Origin of the sequence: Maribacter hydrothermalis, from assembly GCF_001913155.1 — a bacterium.
In the GTDB taxonomy this organism is placed as follows: domain Bacteria; phylum Bacteroidota; class Bacteroidia; order Flavobacteriales; family Flavobacteriaceae; genus Maribacter; species Maribacter hydrothermalis.
This window is the reverse complement of record NZ_CP018760.1, coordinates 3,204,895-3,224,817: the sequence shown is the minus strand read 5'-3', so window position 1 is coordinate 3,224,817 and position 19,923 is coordinate 3,204,895. Positions and strand designations below refer to the sequence as shown.

At 34.6% G+C, this 19,923-nt stretch carries 15 protein-coding genes and 1 tRNA gene; 6 read left to right on the top strand and 10 right to left on the bottom strand.

Translation table 11 applies throughout. The features are described from left to right. Positions 1-4: 4 nt before the first annotated feature. From BTR34_RS13915 to BTR34_RS13900, 4 genes are all read right to left on the bottom strand, one after another. The gene (locus tag BTR34_RS13915) at positions 5-1,012 is read right to left on the bottom strand and encodes a 4-hydroxyproline epimerase (RefSeq protein WP_068486443.1); all 1,008 of its coding nucleotides are present in this window, start codon (positions 1,010-1,012) and stop codon (positions 5-7) included. Between the two features lie 7 nt (positions 1,013-1,019). Beyond that, a complete protein-coding gene (locus tag BTR34_RS13910) occupies positions 1,020-2,756 on the bottom strand; it encodes a DUF885 domain-containing protein (RefSeq protein ID WP_068486441.1) in 1,737 nt (578 codons plus the stop codon). Between the two features lie 11 nt (positions 2,757-2,767). Then, positions 2,768-4,342, bottom strand: a complete 1,575-nt coding sequence (locus BTR34_RS13905) for an aldehyde dehydrogenase (NADP(+)) (RefSeq protein ID WP_068486439.1) — start codon at positions 4,340-4,342, stop codon at positions 2,768-2,770. A 119-nt stretch (positions 4,343-4,461) separates the two neighbouring features. After that, positions 4,462-5,379, bottom strand: a complete 918-nt coding sequence (locus tag BTR34_RS13900) for a dihydrodipicolinate synthase family protein (RefSeq protein WP_068486436.1) — start codon at positions 5,377-5,379, stop codon at positions 4,462-4,464. Positions 5,380-5,510: 131 nt separating this feature from the next. Here BTR34_RS13900 and BTR34_RS13895 point away from each other — a divergent pair, with 131 nt between their 5' ends. From BTR34_RS13895 to BTR34_RS13870, 6 genes are all read left to right on the top strand, one after another. Next, positions 5,511-6,356 (top strand): AraC family transcriptional regulator, encoded by an 846-nt coding sequence (locus BTR34_RS13895; protein WP_068486435.1) that lies wholly within the window; start codon positions 5,511-5,513, stop codon positions 6,354-6,356. Positions 6,357-6,439: 83 nt separating this feature from the next. Continuing rightward, positions 6,440-6,523: transfer RNA gene (locus BTR34_RS13890), tRNA-Leu, on the top strand. A 111-nt stretch (positions 6,524-6,634) separates the two neighbouring features. Beyond that, complete coding sequence (locus BTR34_RS13885) at positions 6,635-7,534, top strand: MerR family transcriptional regulator (RefSeq protein ID WP_068486433.1); 900 nt, start codon at positions 6,635-6,637, stop codon at positions 7,532-7,534. A 9-nt stretch (positions 7,535-7,543) separates the two neighbouring features. Continuing rightward, complete coding sequence (locus BTR34_RS13880; RefSeq protein WP_068486431.1) at positions 7,544-9,001, top strand: phytoene desaturase family protein; 1,458 nt, start codon at positions 7,544-7,546, stop codon at positions 8,999-9,001. A 7-nt stretch (positions 9,002-9,008) separates the two neighbouring features. Beyond that, positions 9,009-9,848 (top strand): phytoene/squalene synthase family protein, encoded by an 840-nt coding sequence (locus BTR34_RS13875; RefSeq protein ID WP_068486429.1) that lies wholly within the window; start codon positions 9,009-9,011, stop codon positions 9,846-9,848. Beyond that, complete coding sequence (locus BTR34_RS13870) at positions 9,848-10,294, top strand: sterol desaturase family protein (RefSeq protein WP_068486427.1); 447 nt, start codon at positions 9,848-9,850, stop codon at positions 10,292-10,294. Before BTR34_RS13875 ends, BTR34_RS13870 begins: the two co-directional genes overlap by 1 nt. Before the next feature lie 9 nt (positions 10,295-10,303). On the opposite strand, the gene BTR34_RS13865 is transcribed toward BTR34_RS13870, so the two are convergent. From BTR34_RS13865 to BTR34_RS13840, 6 genes are all read right to left on the bottom strand, one after another. Further along, on the bottom strand, positions 10,304-10,861 hold the full coding sequence (locus BTR34_RS13865; protein ID WP_068486425.1) for a TlpA family protein disulfide reductase: 558 nt from the start codon (positions 10,859-10,861) through the stop codon (positions 10,304-10,306). Positions 10,862-10,939: 78 nt separating this feature from the next. After that, positions 10,940-13,213, bottom strand: a complete 2,274-nt coding sequence (locus BTR34_RS13860; protein WP_068486423.1) for an aconitate hydratase — start codon at positions 13,211-13,213, stop codon at positions 10,940-10,942. Positions 13,214-13,380: 167 nt separating this feature from the next. Beyond that, positions 13,381-16,158, bottom strand: coding sequence for a bifunctional aconitate hydratase 2/2-methylisocitrate dehydratase (locus tag BTR34_RS13855; RefSeq protein ID WP_068486421.1), 2,778 nt, complete (start codon positions 16,156-16,158; stop codon positions 13,381-13,383). Positions 16,159-16,524: 366 nt separating this feature from the next. After that, positions 16,525-17,478 (bottom strand): AAA family ATPase, encoded by a 954-nt coding sequence (locus BTR34_RS13850; RefSeq protein WP_068486419.1) that lies wholly within the window; start codon positions 17,476-17,478, stop codon positions 16,525-16,527. A 4-nt stretch (positions 17,479-17,482) separates the two neighbouring features. Beyond that, entirely contained in the window at positions 17,483-18,961 is a 1,479-nt protein-coding gene (locus BTR34_RS13845; RefSeq protein WP_068486417.1) for a peptidylprolyl isomerase, read from the bottom strand. Continuing rightward, positions 18,912-19,811 carry a peptidylprolyl isomerase gene (locus BTR34_RS13840; RefSeq protein WP_068486415.1) on the bottom strand — a complete coding sequence of 300 codons (900 nt, stop codon included), beginning with the start codon at positions 19,809-19,811 and terminating at the stop codon, positions 18,912-18,914. The genes BTR34_RS13845 and BTR34_RS13840 overlap by 50 nt, the downstream gene beginning before the upstream one ends. Positions 19,812-19,923 lie beyond the last annotated feature (112 nt).

Sequence of the window (19,923 nt, the reverse complement as noted above, 5' to 3'; positions counted from 1 at the left end):
TAGTTTAAATTACTTGAAAACCATATGCATAAGGATCATCATCATCAATGGAAATTGTATTTTGACCATAAATTTTTGCCCAGCCTGTTATACTAGGGATTATTGCAGGTTTACCTTTTAAAGTTGTTTCTTCTTCCACACGGCCAATAAATTGCGAACCTATATAGCTCTCATGAATAAAATCTACTCCTTTTCCTAACAGCCCTTTTGCATGCCATTGGGCCATTCTTGCAGATGTCCCTGTACCACATGGCGAACGATCAATTGCTTTATCACCATAAAAGACAGCATTTCTTGCGGTAGCTTTCGCTGAAATTGTAGTGCCAGTCCATAAAATATGACTCACATTTTTAATGCTAGAATCTTCTGGGTGTATAAATTTATTAGAATACTTAACATTTATTTTCTCCCGTAATTCTTGGCTAAATTGAATGAGCTTACTAGCAGAAAAATCTTGAATTCCCGTAAAATTTACCTGTGGGTCAATTATAGCATAATAATTACCGCCGTAAGATACATCGAAAGTTAGCTCACCCAAGTCAGATGATTCTATAGTTAAATCAGTAGCCGCCAAATACGATTTCACATTCGTCAATTGTACCCAATCTACCTTATTCCCCGTTTGTTGATATTTAATTTTAACTAAGCCTGCCGGAGTTTCCATACGTACCTCTCCCGGTATTTTAGGTACAATTAGTCCTTCTTCTATGCCAATTGTTATCGCCCCAATAGTTCCGTGTCCACACATGGGTAAGCAACCACTAGTTTCTATAAATAAAATACCGAAATCATTATCTGGATTACTAGGCGGGTAAAATATACTACCACTCATCATATCATGACCACGTGGCTCAAACATTAACCCCTTACGAATCCAATCAAACTCCTTTAAAAAATGTTGTCGCTTTTCACTCATAGTGGTGCCAACTAAATCTGGACCTCCATGTTTTATTACCCGAACCGGATTGCCGCATGTATGGGCATCGATACAAACAAATGTAGAACTGGCCATAGAATAATTATTTAGTATGGTTGATATATGCGTTTATTCTACGTTCTAATATAGGTAAGGTTACTGTACCTTGCTCAAGAATAATTTCATGAAAATCACGAATATTAAATTTATTTCCCAAAGCTTCTTCTGCCCTTTTTCGTAACTCCCTAATTTTAATCTCCCCTATTTTATAAGAAATTGCTTGTCCCGGCCACGAGATATACCGGTCTGTTTCTGTATTAATTTCATGGATAGATAACGCCGTGTTTTCTGTCATGTAGGCAACCACCTCTTCTCTACTCCAACCTTTTGCATGTATACCAGTATCCACAACTAACCTACAAGCACGCCACATTTCATACGTTAACTTTCCAAAATGCTCGTAAGGTGTTCTATAGATTCCTAATTCATTACCTAAAAACTCAGTATATAGTGCCCATCCTTCGCCATAAGCAGATAAGTACATATTTCTTCTAAAATTTGGTATACTATCACCAAGTTCCTTATTTAAACTCCCTTGTAAATGATGCCCAGGTACTGCTTCATGAGCCGTTAAAGAAGGTAATGTATAAAGCGACCTACTTTCTAATTTGTAGGTATTTACCAAATAAAAACCTGGTTGCGTATCTGAGGACGGACCAGAATACCTGCCTGCAGTGTACTTAGGCGCAATTGCATCTGGCACCTTTATTACACCATATGGTCTGCGTGGTAAGGTTTTAAAAAACTTCGGTAATTCTGCATCTATTCGTTTGGCAATATCTCGAGCCTGCATTAAAAGTTCATCACCAGTTTTTGCATAAAACTGAGGATCAGTTCTAAGAAAGCTCAAAAACTCAGAAAAAGTTCCCTTAAAATTTACCTCATCGATTATTGCATTCATTTCAGCTTTAATACGAGAAACTTCAGAAAGTCCTATATTATGAATATCATCGGCAGAATATTCTGTAGTCGTAGTATAGTAATTAATTCTATTCTGATAAAAATCTAAACCTTTAGGGGTGTCGGATACCCCTATCGATGTTCTTGTATTTGGGATGTAATCTGTTTCAAAAAAAGTTTTTATTTTTTTAAAAGCCGGTACCACCTTATCCATTATTATTTGCTGACCAGCTAATGTAATAGAATCCCTTTGTGCTGTATTTAAACTTATTGGCAGTTCTTTTAGAGGTCCATAAAAACTACTTAATGAATAATCGCTTACTATATGTGTATCATAGGTAGACTCGTATCCGTTAAAAATAACTTTAGGTTGTGAAAGACCTTCGTCTATTCCTTTTTTTATTAAAACCAAGTGTTGATCTACATAGTCTGGAATAGCGTTTAACATATTTAGATATTGCTTGGCATCGTCGTATGATAAAATTGGTTTTACCCTATAATTTAAATTTAAATGAAAACCCTGATCCGCTTGTATGGGATTCAAGTACATTTTATAGCGAAACTCATCAACTTCATTTTGAAGTTTAAATCTTAACAGTTCACACGAAATTAACTCTGTTTCTGTTAAGTCTGTTTTATTTAAATCGTTTAATAAAGCGAGTTGCTTTTCAGCAAATTCAGCATTTTTCTTTTCTATTGTTTCTTTATATAACCCTAAAGGATATTCGTTTCTGTTATAAGGTTTATAGGCTTCAATTTCAGATAATATTGAAGTAATCGAAAATTCAGCTTGTTGCGCTTGGGTAGTAACTAAAAATAATAGAAACCAAAAATTCAATAGTGTTAGAGCACTCTTAATTCTATTACGCAAGCTATTCATAAGGTCTATTTTTAGTTCGTATAACTTCCTTCTTCCAATCTAACAATACCAAGAGGGTTTTCATTTTGCAAGGCTTGTGGCAATAATTTATTTGGCCAGTCTTGGAAAGAAACTGGGCGCACCCATCTTTTTATTGCTGATGTACCTACAGAAGTAAATCGGGAATCAGTTGATGCCGGAAAGGGGCCACCATGAACCATAGATGAATTTACTTCTACACCTGTTGGAACACCATTGAACAAAATTCTCCCTACTCTACTTTGCAAAGCATCTACAACATTTGAATGTGCTGCCAAGTCGTCTTCAGAACCGAGAACAGTACCCGTTAATTGACCTTCTAAGTGATTTAATATAGTCTCTATTTCCGTCGTATTTTTACAACTAACAACAACTGAGAAAGGCCCAAATACTTCTGTATGAAGTTTAGTGTTTGCTAAAAAATCAGCTCCGCTTACATTTAATATAGTTTGTTTTGCTTCATTAGCACCAACATCTTTTTCATAATCTGCAGTTACCGTAACACCATTTTGTCCCGACAATTCTTTTTTACCTTCATTATACTTGGCATAAATATTTGGATGCAACATGCAAGTAGGTTCAAGCTTTAAAATTTCAGCCGATAGTGTAGTTATAAAGTCATCTAAATTTTTACTTTTCACCCCTAACACCAAGCCAGGGTTGGTACAAAATTGTCCAGCACCCATAGTAATAGATGAAGCGTATTTAGCCGCCCATTCATCTCTCTCTTTTTCCAGAGCCGAAGGAAGCACAACAATGGGATTTATACTACCCATTTCTGCAAAAACAGGAATAGGTTCTACTCGTTCATTTGCTAGTTTATACAATGCGGTACCACCGGCAATACTACCTGTAAACCCAACAGCTTTTACTTTTGGGTGCTTTACGAGTTGTTGCCCAACAGTTATACCACTGCTATTTAAGTTTGAAAACACACCATTAGGCATACCCGTTTTTTCAGCAGCTTTTATAACTGCCGAAGAAACTAATTCACCTGTAGCAGCGTGCATTGGGTGACTTTTTACAATAACCGGGCAGCCGGCAGCTAGTGCACTTGCGGTATCACCACCTGCTGTACTAAATGCCAATGGAAAATTACTAGCACCAAAGACTACAACAGGACCTATCGGAAATAACATTTTTCTAATATCTGATTTAGGCATTGGATCCCTGTTTGGTTGTGCTTTTTCAATGACCGCTTCTACCCACGAACCGTCTTTTAACAAAGCGGCAAATGCACGTAATTGTCCCATAGTACGTCCACGTTCACCACGAGCCCTACCCTCTGGTAATCCCGACTCTTTACAATAGATTAATATCAACTCCTCGCCTAAAGTTTCGATTTCAGTGGCTATTGCTTCTAAAAATTCGGCTTTTTTTATGCCAGTTACATTTTTATAAATTTTAAACGCTGATGTTGCCAATTCCACTGCTTCATTTATTTCAGCAGAGGATGCTTCATAAAAAGTCCATTCGGTTGGTTTATTTTCTTTAGGGTTAAACGTCTTAAAAGTTATATCGCCCTGTTTTGATAATTTATTACCAATTGTATTTTTACCGCTTATCATTTTATTTGTTTAGTGTACACTCAAAAATAAAGAAAGTACTGGTAATAATTTCTTATTACGACATTAACCTAATACTATTATCAATATCATAATTCATTAGGTTCATTATTATTTCACTCCTAATTAATTCCTTTGTAATTAGGCAACTTTGGTCTTGTAGCCATTCCTTTTTTAATTACTGCGGCTACGCGCTCACGTTCAGCTCCTATTAATGGTAATCTGGGCGCTCTTACGTACTCCGTACCAATTCCTGTAGCTACTTCGGCCATTTTAATATTCTGTACCAATTGCGGGCTAATATCTAGCTCTAACAATGGTAAAAACCATCGATAAATTTCTAAAGCTTCTTTTATCCTTCCTGCTCTTGCTAATTCAAAAACAGCACAAGTTTCTGCAGGAAAAGCACAAACTAAACCAGCCACCCAACCGTCGGCTCCCATTAACGTACTTTCTAAACCTAAGGTATCAACTCCTGTTAAAACTTTTAACCTATCTCCAAATCTTGATTTAATACGTGTAATGTTTGAAATATCTCTGGTAGACTCTTTAACTGCCTGTATATTATCACAACTCATAAGGTCATCAAACATATCTAAAGTTACCATTATACCATAATCTATAGGGTTATTATAAATCATTATAGGTAACGTTGTACTCTTGGCGGTTTCTTTAAAATAAGTTACTGTTTCGTGATCATTAGCTTTGTAACGCATAGGAGGTAACATCATTAAACCTGCTGCTCCACATTCTTGCGCAACCTCTGCAGCATGTATGGCACCTTTAGTAGTTTGCTCGGCAATATTAATAATAACAGGTACTTTGCCCTCGACAAGCTTTACCGTCTCCTTCATTAAAATTTTCTTTTCGTCATAAGTTAAGGTACTGGCCTCTCCTAAGGTTCCGCCAAGTATTATACCGCTTACACCTGCATTTATTTGTGCTTTTATATTAACGGCGAACATATCTAGATCCAGTTCATCCTTAGCGGTAAATTTTGTAGTAACTGCTGGCATAACGCCTGTCCATGAAATACTCATTTTATAAAATTTTAGTGATGCTCAAAATTACTAGAAGCATGAAGAAAAATATGTGTAGATATTAACCACTATTGAGACTATTTTACCCTAGTTTATAAATTTACATTGTAAAAATCGATAAATTAGATGCAATGAAAGTGTATCCATTTAAAATTCCAAAACCCATAGATGAACACTTGATTGTTCAAATCGATAAAGAACCTATTTTCTATAATAGGTTACATCAGCATGAGGAAATTCAAATAAGTTGTATCCTAAATGGTACGGGAAAATTGTTGGTAGGTGATAGTATTCATCAGTTTTCGACAGGGGATCTTTTTGTTATTGGAAGTAACCTGCCACATATTTTTAAAAGTATACAAGGTGAGACCGATGCACACATGGTTACTGTTTTCTTTACAGCTAAAACCTTTGGAGAAGATTTTTTTAAATTGCCTTATTTTAATGAATTAGATATATTCTTTAGAAAATCTATCGCAGGTTTTAAAGTAATTTCTAACACTAAAAATATTTGCGAACAGTTGATTAAAATTTCTTCTGAGCAAAAATTAGCTCGTTTTATATCATTTTTAAAATTGATAGAACACATAAGCCTAGAAACTACAGAGCCATTAAGTAAATTTATTTATAACAAAACCTTAAGCACTAACGAGGGCGAGCGTTTACAAATAGTGTTCGATTATGTTTTTAAAAACTTTCAAAACCCAATTGCCTTGGCTGAAGTTGCTAAAATGGCCTTTATGACGCCAAATGCATTTTGTCGTTTTTTTAAAGAACGTACCAATAAAACTTTCTTTGAATTTTTAATAGAATTACGAATTGAACATGCCTGCCAATTGCTAAATTTTAAAAAAGAACTAAATATTAATCTAGTTTCAGATAGGTCCGGATTTAATTCCATATCAAATTTCAATAAAAAGTTTAAAAAAATTAAAGGCATTACTCCAACACAATATCAGCAATCTGTTTATATATAAGGTAGCCATCTTGTATTTAGTGATTTAAAAATTTTAAAATGACAGATTGGTTTCTATATTTGCGCATCAATAGTCAACTTATTGCCCACGTGGTGAAATTGGTAGACATGCTACCTTGAGGGGGTAGTGTTCGTAAGGACGTGCTAGTTCGAATCTAGTCGTGGGCACAAAAGGTTAGATTTAAATCTAACCTTTTTTTTATTTTAATAATTTTAACGCTCCATTTGCTTGTCCGTATTCAATAAATTGTAAATTTGTTTAATTATTTTTCGAAAAACATGAACAATGTAAAAAAACAATTTAGTATTAGAGACCTTGAAAACCTCTCTGGTATTAAAGCACATACCATTAGAATTTGGGAAAAAAGATACAACCTTTTGTCTCCCGAAAGGACAGATACGAATATTAGGCTGTATAGCTTAGCAAGCTTGCAAAAGCTACTTAATATTACGCTTCTCTATCAAAATGGACATAAAATATCCAAGATTGCAAAAATATCAGATAAGGATATCCCCTATATTGTTCGCGAAATTGTAACAAAACATAGTCACAAAAGTCAGGCCATCAATGCTTTTAAATTAGCAATGGTTAATTTTGATCAGACGATGTTTTTTGAAACTTATAATGCGTTATTAAGTGACAATTCCTTTAAAGAAATTTTCTTAGAAACCTTTGTTCCGCTATTAAACGAACTAGGCCTTTTATGGCAAACAGATACCATTAGTCCTGCTCACGAGCATTTTATAAGTAGTTTAATCAAACAAAAAATATTAATAAATATTGAAAAACTTCAACACTTAAGTCCAACTAAAAAAGATAAAGTTTTTGTTGCATATTTACCTGAAAATGAAATTCATGAAATTGGATTACTATATGTAAACTACGAAATTTTATTGAAAGGGTACCAGTGTATTTACCTCGGGCCTACTATTCCTATAGAGAATTTAGAAGACCTTTTAAAGTACTTTAAAGATATCTATTTTGTTTCTTACTTTACAGTTTTTCCAGACAAAGACCGCATTACTAAGTATTTAGAAGATTTTAGCGCGCTGGTTTCCGGATATGACAATCCTAATTTATGGCTATTAGGTAGGCAAACTTCTTACATTGATAAAGATACTAAGCCAGCTTATTGCAAAACTTTTAGCTCTATACAAAGCCTAGTAAAAAACTTATAATATTTATTAATGACTAAGAATTGCATTATAATTGGTTCTGGTTTTTCCTCATTATCGGCAGCATGTTATTTGGCGAAAGCCGGCTGGAATGTTTCCATATATGAAAAAAATGAATCTGTAGGTGGCAGAGCCTCTCAATTCATAAAAGACGGCTTTACCTTTGATATGGGCCCTAGCTGGTATTGGATGCCCGATATTTTTGATAAATTTTTTGCAGATTTCAATAAACAAACATCAGACTATTATCAATTAGATAAATTGAGTCCTGCTTATAAAATTTTCTTTAGTGACGATATTATTACCATCGGCGATAGTATGGATAAAATTTGTGAGGAGTTTGAAAGAATAGAACCTGGCAGCTCAAAAGCTTTAAAAAAGTTTATCAATAAAGCACAAGAAAATTATGATATTGCCATTAACAAAGTAGTTCTAAGACCAGGACTTTCTCCTTTAGAGTTGGTAACCAAAGAAACCATTTTAAAAATTGACCAGTTTTTTAAAACCATTAGCTCACAAGTACGTAAGTCTTTTAAAAATCCAAAGTTGGTATCTACGTTAGAGTTTCCTGTATTGTTTCTTGGTGCAAAACCAAGTAATACTCCGTCTTTCTATAATTTCATGAACTTTGCTGATTTTGGTTTAGGTACATGGCACCCGAAGGGCGGAATGTACGAAGTAATTAAAGCTATGGAGCGTGTAGCTTTAGAACTTGGTGTGAAGGTGCACACGAATTCACCAATAGAAAAAATTCAAGTGAACAACGGCAAGGCCACGGCAGTTATATGTAACGGAAACACTATTACTGCAGAAGTTATTTTAAGTGGTGCAGATTACCATCACTCAGAAAGCTTATTAGATAAAAAATACCAGCAATACTCTCAAAACTACTGGGATAAAAAGGTATTTGCACCTTCTTCATTATTATTTTACATAGGGCTTGATACTAAACTGAAAAACGTTGAGCATCACAACCTATTTTTTGATACAGATTTTGAGCTACATGCTAAAGAAATTTATGACAGTCCAAAATGGCCTACAAACCCGCTTTTCTATGCTAATTTTCCATCGATAACAGATGCAAGCATGGCACCTAAAGGCTGTGAAACCGGCTTTTTTTTAGTACCTATTGCTACAGCACTTGAAGACACCGAAATGTTAAGAAGCAAATATTTTGAAATAATAATGAATCGTTTTGAAAAAAGAACAGGTCAAGACATAAGAAATAACATTATATTCAAAGAAACATTTTGTGTAAATGATTTTGTAGAACACTACAATTCTTATAAAGGTAATGCTTATGGAATGGCAAACACCTTAACACAAACTGCATTTTTAAGACCCAATTTACGTAGTAAAAAAGTAGCTGGTCTATATTTTACAGGACAACTGACTGTTCCTGGTCCCGGCGTGCCGCCCGCATTAATCTCCGGTAAGTTAGTGTCAGAATTAATTATAAAAGATAATTAGTTAGCCTATGAAAGATACTTTTGATCAGGTTTCGTACCAATGCAGTAAAATTGTTACCAAACAATATAGCACCTCTTTTGCATTAGCCACCAAGATGCTTCACTCATCTATACGTGGTCATATTTATAACATATATGGTTTTGTACGCTTTGCCGATGAAATCGTAGATACCTTTCATGATTATGACAAAGAAATTCTTTTTAATAAATTTGAAGAGGAACTTGAAGCTTCATTGCGAGATAAGATAAGTCTTAACCCTATTTTGAACTCTTTTCAACATACCTATCATGAATTTAATATACCTAAGCATTTAGTAGATTCATTCATGAAAAGCATGCGAATGGATTTAGTGAAGAACATATACCGTACCGATGCTGAATATAAAGAATACATATATGGCTCTGCAGACGTTGTTGGTTTAATGTGTCTTCAGGTTTTTGTAAAAGGCAATATTGAGGAATACAACAAATTAAAAGAATCGGCTATGGCATTAGGCTCTGCCTTTCAAAAAGTGAATTTCTTGAGAGATGTTAAAGCAGATTTTGAAGAATTGAATAGATCTTATTTCCCGAATACTAATTTAAAAGAATTAGACGAAGCGTCTAAAAAACGCATCGTCGATGAAATAAAAGCTGACTTTAAGAAGGGTTATCAGGGAATAATTGGATTACCCCCAGAAGCTAAATTTGGGGTATATACAGCTTATAAATACTATTACAAACTACTAAAAAAATTACAAAACACACCCTCTTTAGAATTAAAGAATGCTCGTATACGCGTACCTAATTATCAAAAATTTGGTCTTTTAGCGCGTTCTTATGTAAAATATAAAATGAATTTGGTATAATGGATATAGTTATTTGGATATTGGTTTTTTTAGCAACCTTCTTGTTTATGGAATTTATGGCGTGGTTTACTCATAAATATATAATGCATGGATTTCTTTGGAGTCTGCACAGGGACCATCATAAAAAAGATCATGATTCTTGGTTTGAAAGAAATGACCTGTTTTTTATCTTCTATGCCATTGTAAGCATGTCATTATTTTACTCAGGAACGACAGGGTTTTGGTATGGTTTTCCGTTAGGATTTGGAATTTTAGCCTATGGTATAGCTTATTTCCTAGTACACGATATATTTATTCATCAGCGCTTTAAACTTTTTAGAAATGCTAATAATTGGTATAGTAGAGGCGTTCGAAGAGCGCATAAAATGCATCACAAACATTTAGGAAAAGGCGATGGTGAATGTTTTGGGATGTTATTTGTACCGTTTAAATATTTTAAGAAATAAAATTTCCGATTACTTCTCTGAAATTAACTGCGAAAGTAGTTTGTTAACTTTATCATTATCCCAATCTGCAATAGTGTTTTGGTGTATAACAATATTTCCAGACTTATCAATTAAATAAGATCCGGGTGGTTTTAATAATGAAATAGGACTTGGCTCACCAATAATTTGATACGTTATAGGAAAAGTATAGCCTTGTTCATTCATAAAAAGTTCTACCGGAGCTTTTTCTTCATTTGTTATAATATAGAACTTCACTTTGTCACCATAGGTATCATAAAGGTACTGTACATCTTTTAATTGTGCTTGTGATGGCATGTGCCATGACATAAAAAAGGTTATAAAGACAACCCTGCCTTTTGCCTCATCGAAATTTATTGGTTTCCAATTCTCATCTTTAAGCTTCCAATTATAATCGGTGATTTTTCCTCTTTGCTCTACTTCTATTACTGTTGGTGCGGTAGCAAATAATCTATTGAGCAATATTTTACTGTAATCACCTAAGGGTGTAACAAAAAATGATAGCACAAATGCCATAATCAATAAGGTAAAAAACGTCTGTTTCTTCATTGAATTTAAATAGAGTTCAAAACTAAAAAACTCCTGATCATATTCAGGAGTTTTCCTTATTTATTTTACAGAATGGCATTAAGCTGCATTTTCTCTTTTAATAACATTTAAAGCGGAGCCTTCTCTATACCAGCCTATTTGGGCTGCATTATATGTATGATTTACTTTAATAACATCTTTACTACCATCTGCATGAACAACTTCAATAGTTAATTGCTTATCCGGGGCAAATTCAGAAATATCTATGAAATTGAAGGTATCGTCTTCTTGAATCAGGTCATAATCATTTTCATTAGCAAATGTTAACCCGAGCATACCTTGCTTTTTAAGGTTTGTTTCATGAATACGAGCAAATGATTTCACTATCACCGCAGCAACACCCAAATGACGTGGCTCCATTGCCGCATGCTCTCGTGAAGAACCTTCACCATAATTATGATCGCCAACAACAATACTTCTTATACCCGCTGCTTTATATGCACGCGCCGTATCTGGCACACCTCCAAACTCTCCATTCAATTGATTTTTAACCATATTGGTCTTTTTACCAAATGCGTTAACGGCCCCAATTAAACAATTGTTCGAAATATTATCTAAATGTCCACGAAAGCGCAACCAAGGTCCAGCCATTGAAATATGATCAGTTGTACACTTACCAAATGCTTTTATCAATAACTTTGCCCCCATTAAACTTTCGTCTTTTATTGGAGTAAAAGGCTCTAATAATTGTAATCTTTCAGAATCAGGATCTACTTTAACTACTACACCTGACCCATCAGCATGTGGAGCAAGATAACCTGCGTCTTCAACCTCAAAACCTTTTGGAGGTAATTCCCATCCTGTTGGTTCATCGAACATTACTTCTTCACCTTTTTGGTTTATCAATTTATCCGTCATCGGGTTAAAATCTAATCTACCGGAAATTGCAATCGCTGCCGTAATTTCTGGAGAAGCTACAAAGGCATGTGTGTTTGGGTTACCATCTGCACGTTTTGCAAAGTTTCTATTGAAAGAGTGTACAATACTGTTCTTTGGTGCATTTTTGGGGTCACTATAACGAGCCCACTGCCCAATACAAGGTCCGCATGCGTTGGTAAAAATCTTAGCATCTAATTTCTCGAATATACCAAGAATACCATCGCGGTCCGCCGTATAACGTACTTGTTCAGAACCAGGATTAATTCCTAATTCCGCCTTCATTTTAATTCCTTTATCAATCGCTTGTTGTGCAATTGACGAAGCTCTTGATAAATCTTCGTAAGAGGAATTCGTACAAGAACCTATTAACCCCCACTCAACTACTAACGGCCAATCGTTAGAAGTAGCCTTTTCCGTCATATCCTTACCAACCTTAGTAGATAAATCTGGAGTAAAAGGACCATTTAATAATGGTGTCAATTTGGAAAGGTCAATTTCTATAACCTCATCAAAATACTTTTCTGGGTTTGCATAAACCTCTGTATCTGCAGTCAAATGTTCTTTCACCTTGTTTGCAGCATCAGCAATATCGGCTCTATCCGTAGCTCTTAAATAGCGCTCCATAGATTCATCATAACCGAAAGTTGAAGTCGTAGCTCCTATTTCTGCACCCATATTACATATAGTACCTTTACCAGTACAAGACAAAGATTTTGCACCTGAACCAAAGTATTCAACAATTGCCCCTGTTCCTCCTTTTACCGTAAGAATTTCAGCAACTTTTAATATAACATCTTTTGGCGCCGTCCATCCTGAGATAGTTCCAGTTAACTTTACACCTATTAATTTTGGGAATTTAAGTTCCCATGCCATACCTGCCATAACATCAACGGCATCGGCACCACCAACACCAATAGCAACCATACCTAATCCTCCAGCATTTACTGTATGCGAATCGGTACCGATCATCATTCCTCCTGGAAAAGCATAATTTTCTAAAACGACTTGGTGAATAATTCCTGCACCTGGTTTCCAAAAACCAATTCCGTATTTATTTGATACAGACTCTAAAAAATCAAACACTTCGGCACTTGTAGTGTTGGCAGATTTCAAATCGGCCGCGGCACCATTTTTAGCCTGGATTAAGTGATCGCAATGCACTGTAGTTGGCACAGCAACATTTGGCTTACCAGCTTGCATAAACTGCAATAAGGCCATTTGGGCAGTAGCATCTTGACAAGCAATACGATCCGGAGCAAAATCTACATAATCTTTTCCGCGTGTAAATGGTTTGGTAGGGCTACCTTCCCATAAATGAGAATATAATATCTTTTCTGAAAGAGTAAGTGGTTTGCCAACAATCTCTCTTGCTTTGTCTACACGTTCCGCCATGGAAGCGTAAACTTTTTTAATCATATCTATGTCAAAAGCCATAAAGTCTATTTATAATTTGGTTATTCTATCTTATCTGTACAAGATACGAAATGTACAATGATTATAAAACTGCATATAAAATAAAGAATGACTATATATAATTAAAACAAAAAAAGCCTGAGAAAAGATACTCAGGCTTTCTATATACAATAATTTTTGTATTCTATTTATCTTACCAATTGCTTTGTGGAAGGCTTAAATTTCGTCAATACAATTCCATCAACGGCAGCTTCATATTCTTTCAAGGTTGGGGTTCTGCCTAAAATGGTAGACAAAACCACTACTGGAGTTGATGATAGTAAGGATTCGCCTTTTTTCTCGCCAGAATCTTTTACTACTCTACCTTGAAATAACCGGGTTGATGTAGCCATAACCGTATCGCCTGGTTCCGCTTTTTCTTGGTTACCCATACAAAGGTTACAACCTGGACGCTCCAGGTATAGCATGTTTTCGTATTTGGTACGTGCCAATCCTTTTGGTGCGCTATCATCAAATTCGAAACCCGAATATTTTTGAAGTACTTCCCAATCACCTTCAGCTTTTAACTCGTCAACAATATTATATGTAGGTGGTGCCACAACTAAAGGTGCTTTAAATTCTACTTTTCCTTGTTGGACCTCGATATTCTTAAGCATTTGGGCTAATATTTTCATATCGCCTTTATGAACCATACAAGAACCCACGAATCCTAAATCAACTTTTTTAGTTCCGCCATAATAAGATAATGGACGGATGGTATCATGTGTATAACGTTTAGAAACATCATCGTTATTTACATCTGGGTCAGCAATCATTGGTTCAGCAATTTCATCTAAATCAATAACAACTTCTGCGTGATATTTTGCATTGCCATCTGGTCTTAATGAAGGTTTAATTCCTGTTTTAAGCTCAGTAATTCTAGTATTTGCTTTATCTACTAAACCTTTTAGAACTTGTTTAGCATTATCCATTCCCTTTTCAATCATGATTTGGATACGACCTTTTGCAATCTCTAAAGATTCAATCAAGGTTTCGTCCTCAGAAATACAGATAGACGCTTTCGCTTTCATTTCCGCCGTCCAGTCCGTAAATGTAAAAGCCTGATCTGCCGTAAGCGTTCCAATATGGACCTCAATAATTCTACCTTGGAATACATTTTCGCCACCAAACTGCTTTAACATCTGAGATTGTGTAGCATGTACAACATCACGGAAATCCATATAAGATTTCATTTGTCCTTTAAAAGTAACTTTTACCGACTGTGGAATAGGCATAGAAGCCTCGCCAGTAGCAAGTGCCAAGGCAACCGTTCCTGAATCTGCTCCAAAAGCAACACCTTTAGACATACGTGTGTGTGAATCTCCACCTATAATAATATCCCAATCTCCTACCGTAAGATCGTTTAATACTTTATGAATAACATCAGTCATTGGGAAATATTTCCCTTTAGGATCACGACCGGTAATTAATCCAAAATCGTTCATAAACTTCATTAATCTTGGAATGTTGGCTTTAGACTTATCGTCCCAAACAGAAGCGGTATGACAACCAGATTGGTATGCCGCATCAACAATTGGAGAAATAACCGTAGCGGCCATCATCTCTAATTCCTGCGACGTCATTAAACCTGTTGTATCTTGTGATCCTACAATGTTTACTTCCACTCTAACATCTGAGCCTGCATGCAATACTTTACCAGGAGTGTTACCAACAGCATTTTTATTGAATATTTTCTCTACTGCGGTAAGTCCTTGCCCTTCAACAGAAATTTCTTTTGATGGCGCATAAACAGGAATTACCTCAGTACCTAAAACTTTAGCAGCAAATGTTTGCAGTTTTTTACCGAAAACAACAGCATATGAACCTCCTGCTTTCATAAACTCCATTTTTTGTGGAGTAAATGCCGCAGAAATATCTTTTAATTCTGTACTTCCGTTATATAATTTTTTCTCTTTTGTATTTATAGTAAGAATGGTACCTGTAGCAACAGAATATTCCTCTTTTAAAACTGGTTCACCGTCTGCATCCCGCACGGTGTTTCCTTCAGTATCTTTTTGTTGAACCCAGTTTTTTAGATCTAAACCAATACCTCCTGTTACACCTACCGTAGTTAAGAAAATTGGGGAAATACCATTTGTTCCTGCAATTACTGGTGCAATATTTATAAATGGCACATAAGGACTAGACTTAACACCTGTCCATAATGCCACATTGTTTACACCAGACATTCTAGAAGAACCCACACCCATAGTTCCTTTTTCGGCAATGAGCATTACACGTTTGTTTGGATGCTTTTTCTGTAATGCTAAAAGTTCATTTTGCATTTCTTTATTATGCTCAAATAAACATTGACCATGCAACTCACGATCAGATCTAGAATGTGCATCACCACCTGGTGATAATAAATCTGTTGATATATCACCAACACCGGCAATGTATGTAACTACTTGAATTTCTTCTTCTATTTCGGGAAGCTTGGTAAAAAACTCTGCCTTAGCGTAACTTTCTATAATTTCTATTGCAATAGAATTTCCATTTTTAAAAGCATCTTCTAAACGGGCAGTATCAGCTTCATATAAAAATACTTGCGTTTTCAATACTTCAGCAGCTTGTTTTGCCAAATCAACATTTGATCCTAATGCAATATCCAACAACACTTCAACAGAAGGTCCGCCCTTCATATGCGATAATTGCTCAAAAGCAAAAACAGGCGTAATCTCTTTTACTAATGATTCACCAAGAATAATTTCTTTTAAAAATTTAGCTTTAACCTTCGCAGCACTTGTTGTTCCAGGTAAAACGTTATAAATAAAAAAGTTAAGAGAATCTTCTCTATACTCGTTATCTACATCTAAAATTTGCTCAATTACTTTAGTTAATAATTCAGCTCCATCAATTGGTTTTGGATGAAGACCTTGAACTTTACGATCTTCAATCTCGTTGAGATAATCTTTATAAATGCTCATTAAAAAGTGATTTGAATATTAATTTGGATATATAGTGTAGCGTGATTTTCATAATTCTATCTGAAGACTTGTAGATATATTAACGCCACAATTACTGAAATTTGAAGTCCATGAAAGATTTTAGAATACGAATTCTCCGAACAAGTCCAGAAAATATTCCAGTAATCATATCAAATTTCATCTGCTATTTAATTTTATGTTAAAGCAATCCAGTAAAATTACGTAATATAGAACGCATATAAAATTAAATAAGTATGATATGGTACTTTTTATCAAATACTATAAAAACGGGATGTATAACAACTAAAAATTATTGATACATTATTAAATTGTTATGAAAAATGTAGAAATATAGAATTTATTAGGCTACAACAATTTATCAATAATATCTTCTTCGCCAATGCCTTCTGCTTCTGCTTTGTAGTTTTTAATAATACGATGGCGAAGAATACCTTTTACTACAGCATGTACATCCTCAATATCTGGAGAAAATTTACCGTGAATGGCAGCATTAGCCTTAGCTCCCAATATAAGGTTTTGAGATGCTCTTGGACCTGCACCCCAATCTAAATATTGTTTTACAAAGTCAGAAGCGCCATCTAAGTTAGGTCTTGTGCTATTTACTAATTTAACGGCGTATTCAACAACATTATCCGCAACCGGAATTCTACGAACCAATTCTTGAATTGCAATAATATCTTCAGCATTAAAAAGAGGACTTATAGTTTGTTTTTTATCTGTAGTTGTATTTTTAACTACTTGGATTTCTTCTGAAATAGAAGGATATTTTAACTCTATAGCAAACATAAAACGGTCTAATTGAGCCTCTGGTAAAGGGTATGTACCTTCTTGCTCAATTGGGTTCTGGGTTGCTAATACAAAGTAAGGCAATTCTAACTTATGCTGATGTCCAGCAATAGTCACTGCTCTTTCTTGCATTGCTTCTAAAAGTGCTGCTTGGGTTTTGGGTGGAGTTCTATTAATCTCATCGGCCAAAATGATATTTGAAAATATAGGTCCCTTTATAAACTTAAAATTTCTATTTTGATCTAATACCTCACTGCCAAGAATGTCACTTGGCATTAAATCTGGAGTAAATTGAATTCTTTTAAAATCGAGACCTAATGCTTGTGCAATAGTATTTACCATTAAGGTTTTAGCCAAGCCAGGTACTCCTATTAGTAATGAATGCCCGCCGGTATATATTGAAAGTAATATTTGCTCTATTACTTCATCTTGACCAACAATTATCTTTGCTATTTCTTTTTTAAGCTCAGCATGTTTTACAACAAGTTGTTCTATAGCGGCAACGTCTGACATATATTTATTTTTTTACCCAATTGTTAGCGAAGTCACAATCTTTGTTCTCATCGTTAACGCTAATATAGGTATCTTCTATATGTTCATCCATCCATTTTTTAATGGCATTATATTTCTTTTCAGTAAGAGCTAATTCTTGAATTTTTGTGTAATCTTTAGAAAAATCTGCAACGTGCTCATCAAACCTGTTCGTGATTTTAAGGATTTTATATTTTGGCGGTCCACCTCTTGGGTCTTCCTCTAAAATTGGATATGTCACCTCATTATCCTTTAAGTTCTGAACTTGATTATATAAAGTCGGATCCATTCTTGTTAGTTCAAAACGAGAACTAAAATCTTGTGGGTTTCTTAAAAGTCCGCCATCAAATTTCGTTTCTTTCTCATCAGAAAAATTTAATGCAGCTTCGGCAAAAGTAAACTCCTTATTGATAATTTTCTCACGAATACTATCCAATTCGGCTTTAGCTTCATCCATTACATTCTGAGAAATTTCTGGTTGAATTAAAATGTGCCTTAAATCTAGTTCTTGACCTCTAATTTTTTCGATATAAATAATATGATAACCAAATGTAGTTTCAAAAGGCTCTGACACTTCACCTTCTTTTAAACTAAATGCCACATCTTTAAATGTCTTGTCGAAACCAGTATCCTTGGTAATACTATAAAAACCACCTTTAGACTTTGACCCTGGATCTTGGGAATATAAAATAGCCTTTACACTAAAGCTAGCATCATTATCATCAACATCTGCTTTTATCTGGTTTAGCTTATCAATAACTTTTTGCTTCTCTTCTTCAGATGGTTCTGGCTCTTTGGTAATTTGAGCAATTTCTAATTCTGCGCCAAAAACAGGGCGTTCATTTTCAGGTATTTTATTAAAAAACTGGCGAACTTCTTCTGGTGTAATCTCAATTTCTTTTATGATATCTTGTTGCATACGCTCTGAAAGCATACGTAATTTATTTATCTTATACAGCTCTTCTCTAAAGGTCGCTTCATCTTCTTTCTTATAGTATTTAAGCACCTTATCCATTGATCCTATTTGCTGAACCAAAGACTGCAATTGACGGTCACCTGTAGCATTCACCTCATCATCGGATACCAAAATACTATCTTGCACTGCTTGGTTGGCATACAAACGGTCTTCCATCAATTTACCTAAAAGTCCGCAATGGGTAATATCTTCTGTAGAAGCACCTTGACTTTTTAAATCTATCAATGTCTTTTCTATGTCCGAATCTAAAATTACATAATCACCTACAACGGCAGCTATTCCATCTAATTTTACCCGCTTAAAATTTATTGAGGAGTCCTTCTTTACGCTAGTTACTTCAGCAACAGCTTCCATTGGCTCAACTTCGCTTTCTTGATTTACAATACTATCTTGTGCAGTTGAAACACCTGAAAACAGTGCTATCGTACCGATAAATAAACTATTTTTTATTTTCGAAAACTTCAAATTCTTTATCTTTAATTGCTTCATCTAATAATTCAGATTCTAATTTACGCAAGTAGTCCATTTTTCTTCGACTTAATAAAACTTGCTCTATGGTAGGCTTAATAAAAGACAAAGGTGCAATTTCATTTACATCTTTAATTTCTTCTATTTTCCCCAAATATACCCCGATTGAATCCTCCAATTCAAAAAATTGTGAATTTTTTAAGTACTTATCTACATTGTCAATGGTAATTGGAGGTATTTCTTCAAAAATTCTACTGTAACGGACCCAAATAGAATCATTGAAATTTAATTTCTTGAAATGCACCCCTATAGAATCAAGATATTTAACATCCTCTTCTTCAAATCTTTTTAACCTTTTACTTACCTCATCTTTATCTAAAAATCCCTTAGGCAAAGCAACAAATCTTATTCTAGCAATTCTTTCTTTTAATTTAAAATTCTCCTTCCCTTGATCGTAGAATGTGTTTAACTGGTCATTGGTAATTATCGAATCGGTTGCCTGTGAAACTAAAGCTTCCTTATAAACACGCGTATAAAGGTCCGTTCTATAATCATCTACCAAGGCGTTATACTCCGCTAATTTTTCTTCAGATAGATTTATTTTGGCTTTTGAAAGAAGTAATTGCTTAGATGCCCAATTATTAATATAATTTATAGCAAATGATGCACTATCTCCTTTACTCATATTTTCTGTTATGAGTGGAGCTAAATCCTCTTTATATAAGTAAGAGTTGCCAACCCTTGCAACTTGGTCTTTTCTTTTTTCTTGTTTAAAAAGTCCATCACAAGAAATTAGTATAACAAATAGCAACCCTATACTTAATATAGTGTACAACTTGTTGTTGAAAAAGGTTGATTTATTAGAAAACATCGAGCAAAAATAGTAATAACTGCATCGTATGCAAACGCTTAATGATTTACTTAACACATATTTCGATAACGCAATATAAAAAAAGAATAGTATCAAAAGCTAAATTATAATG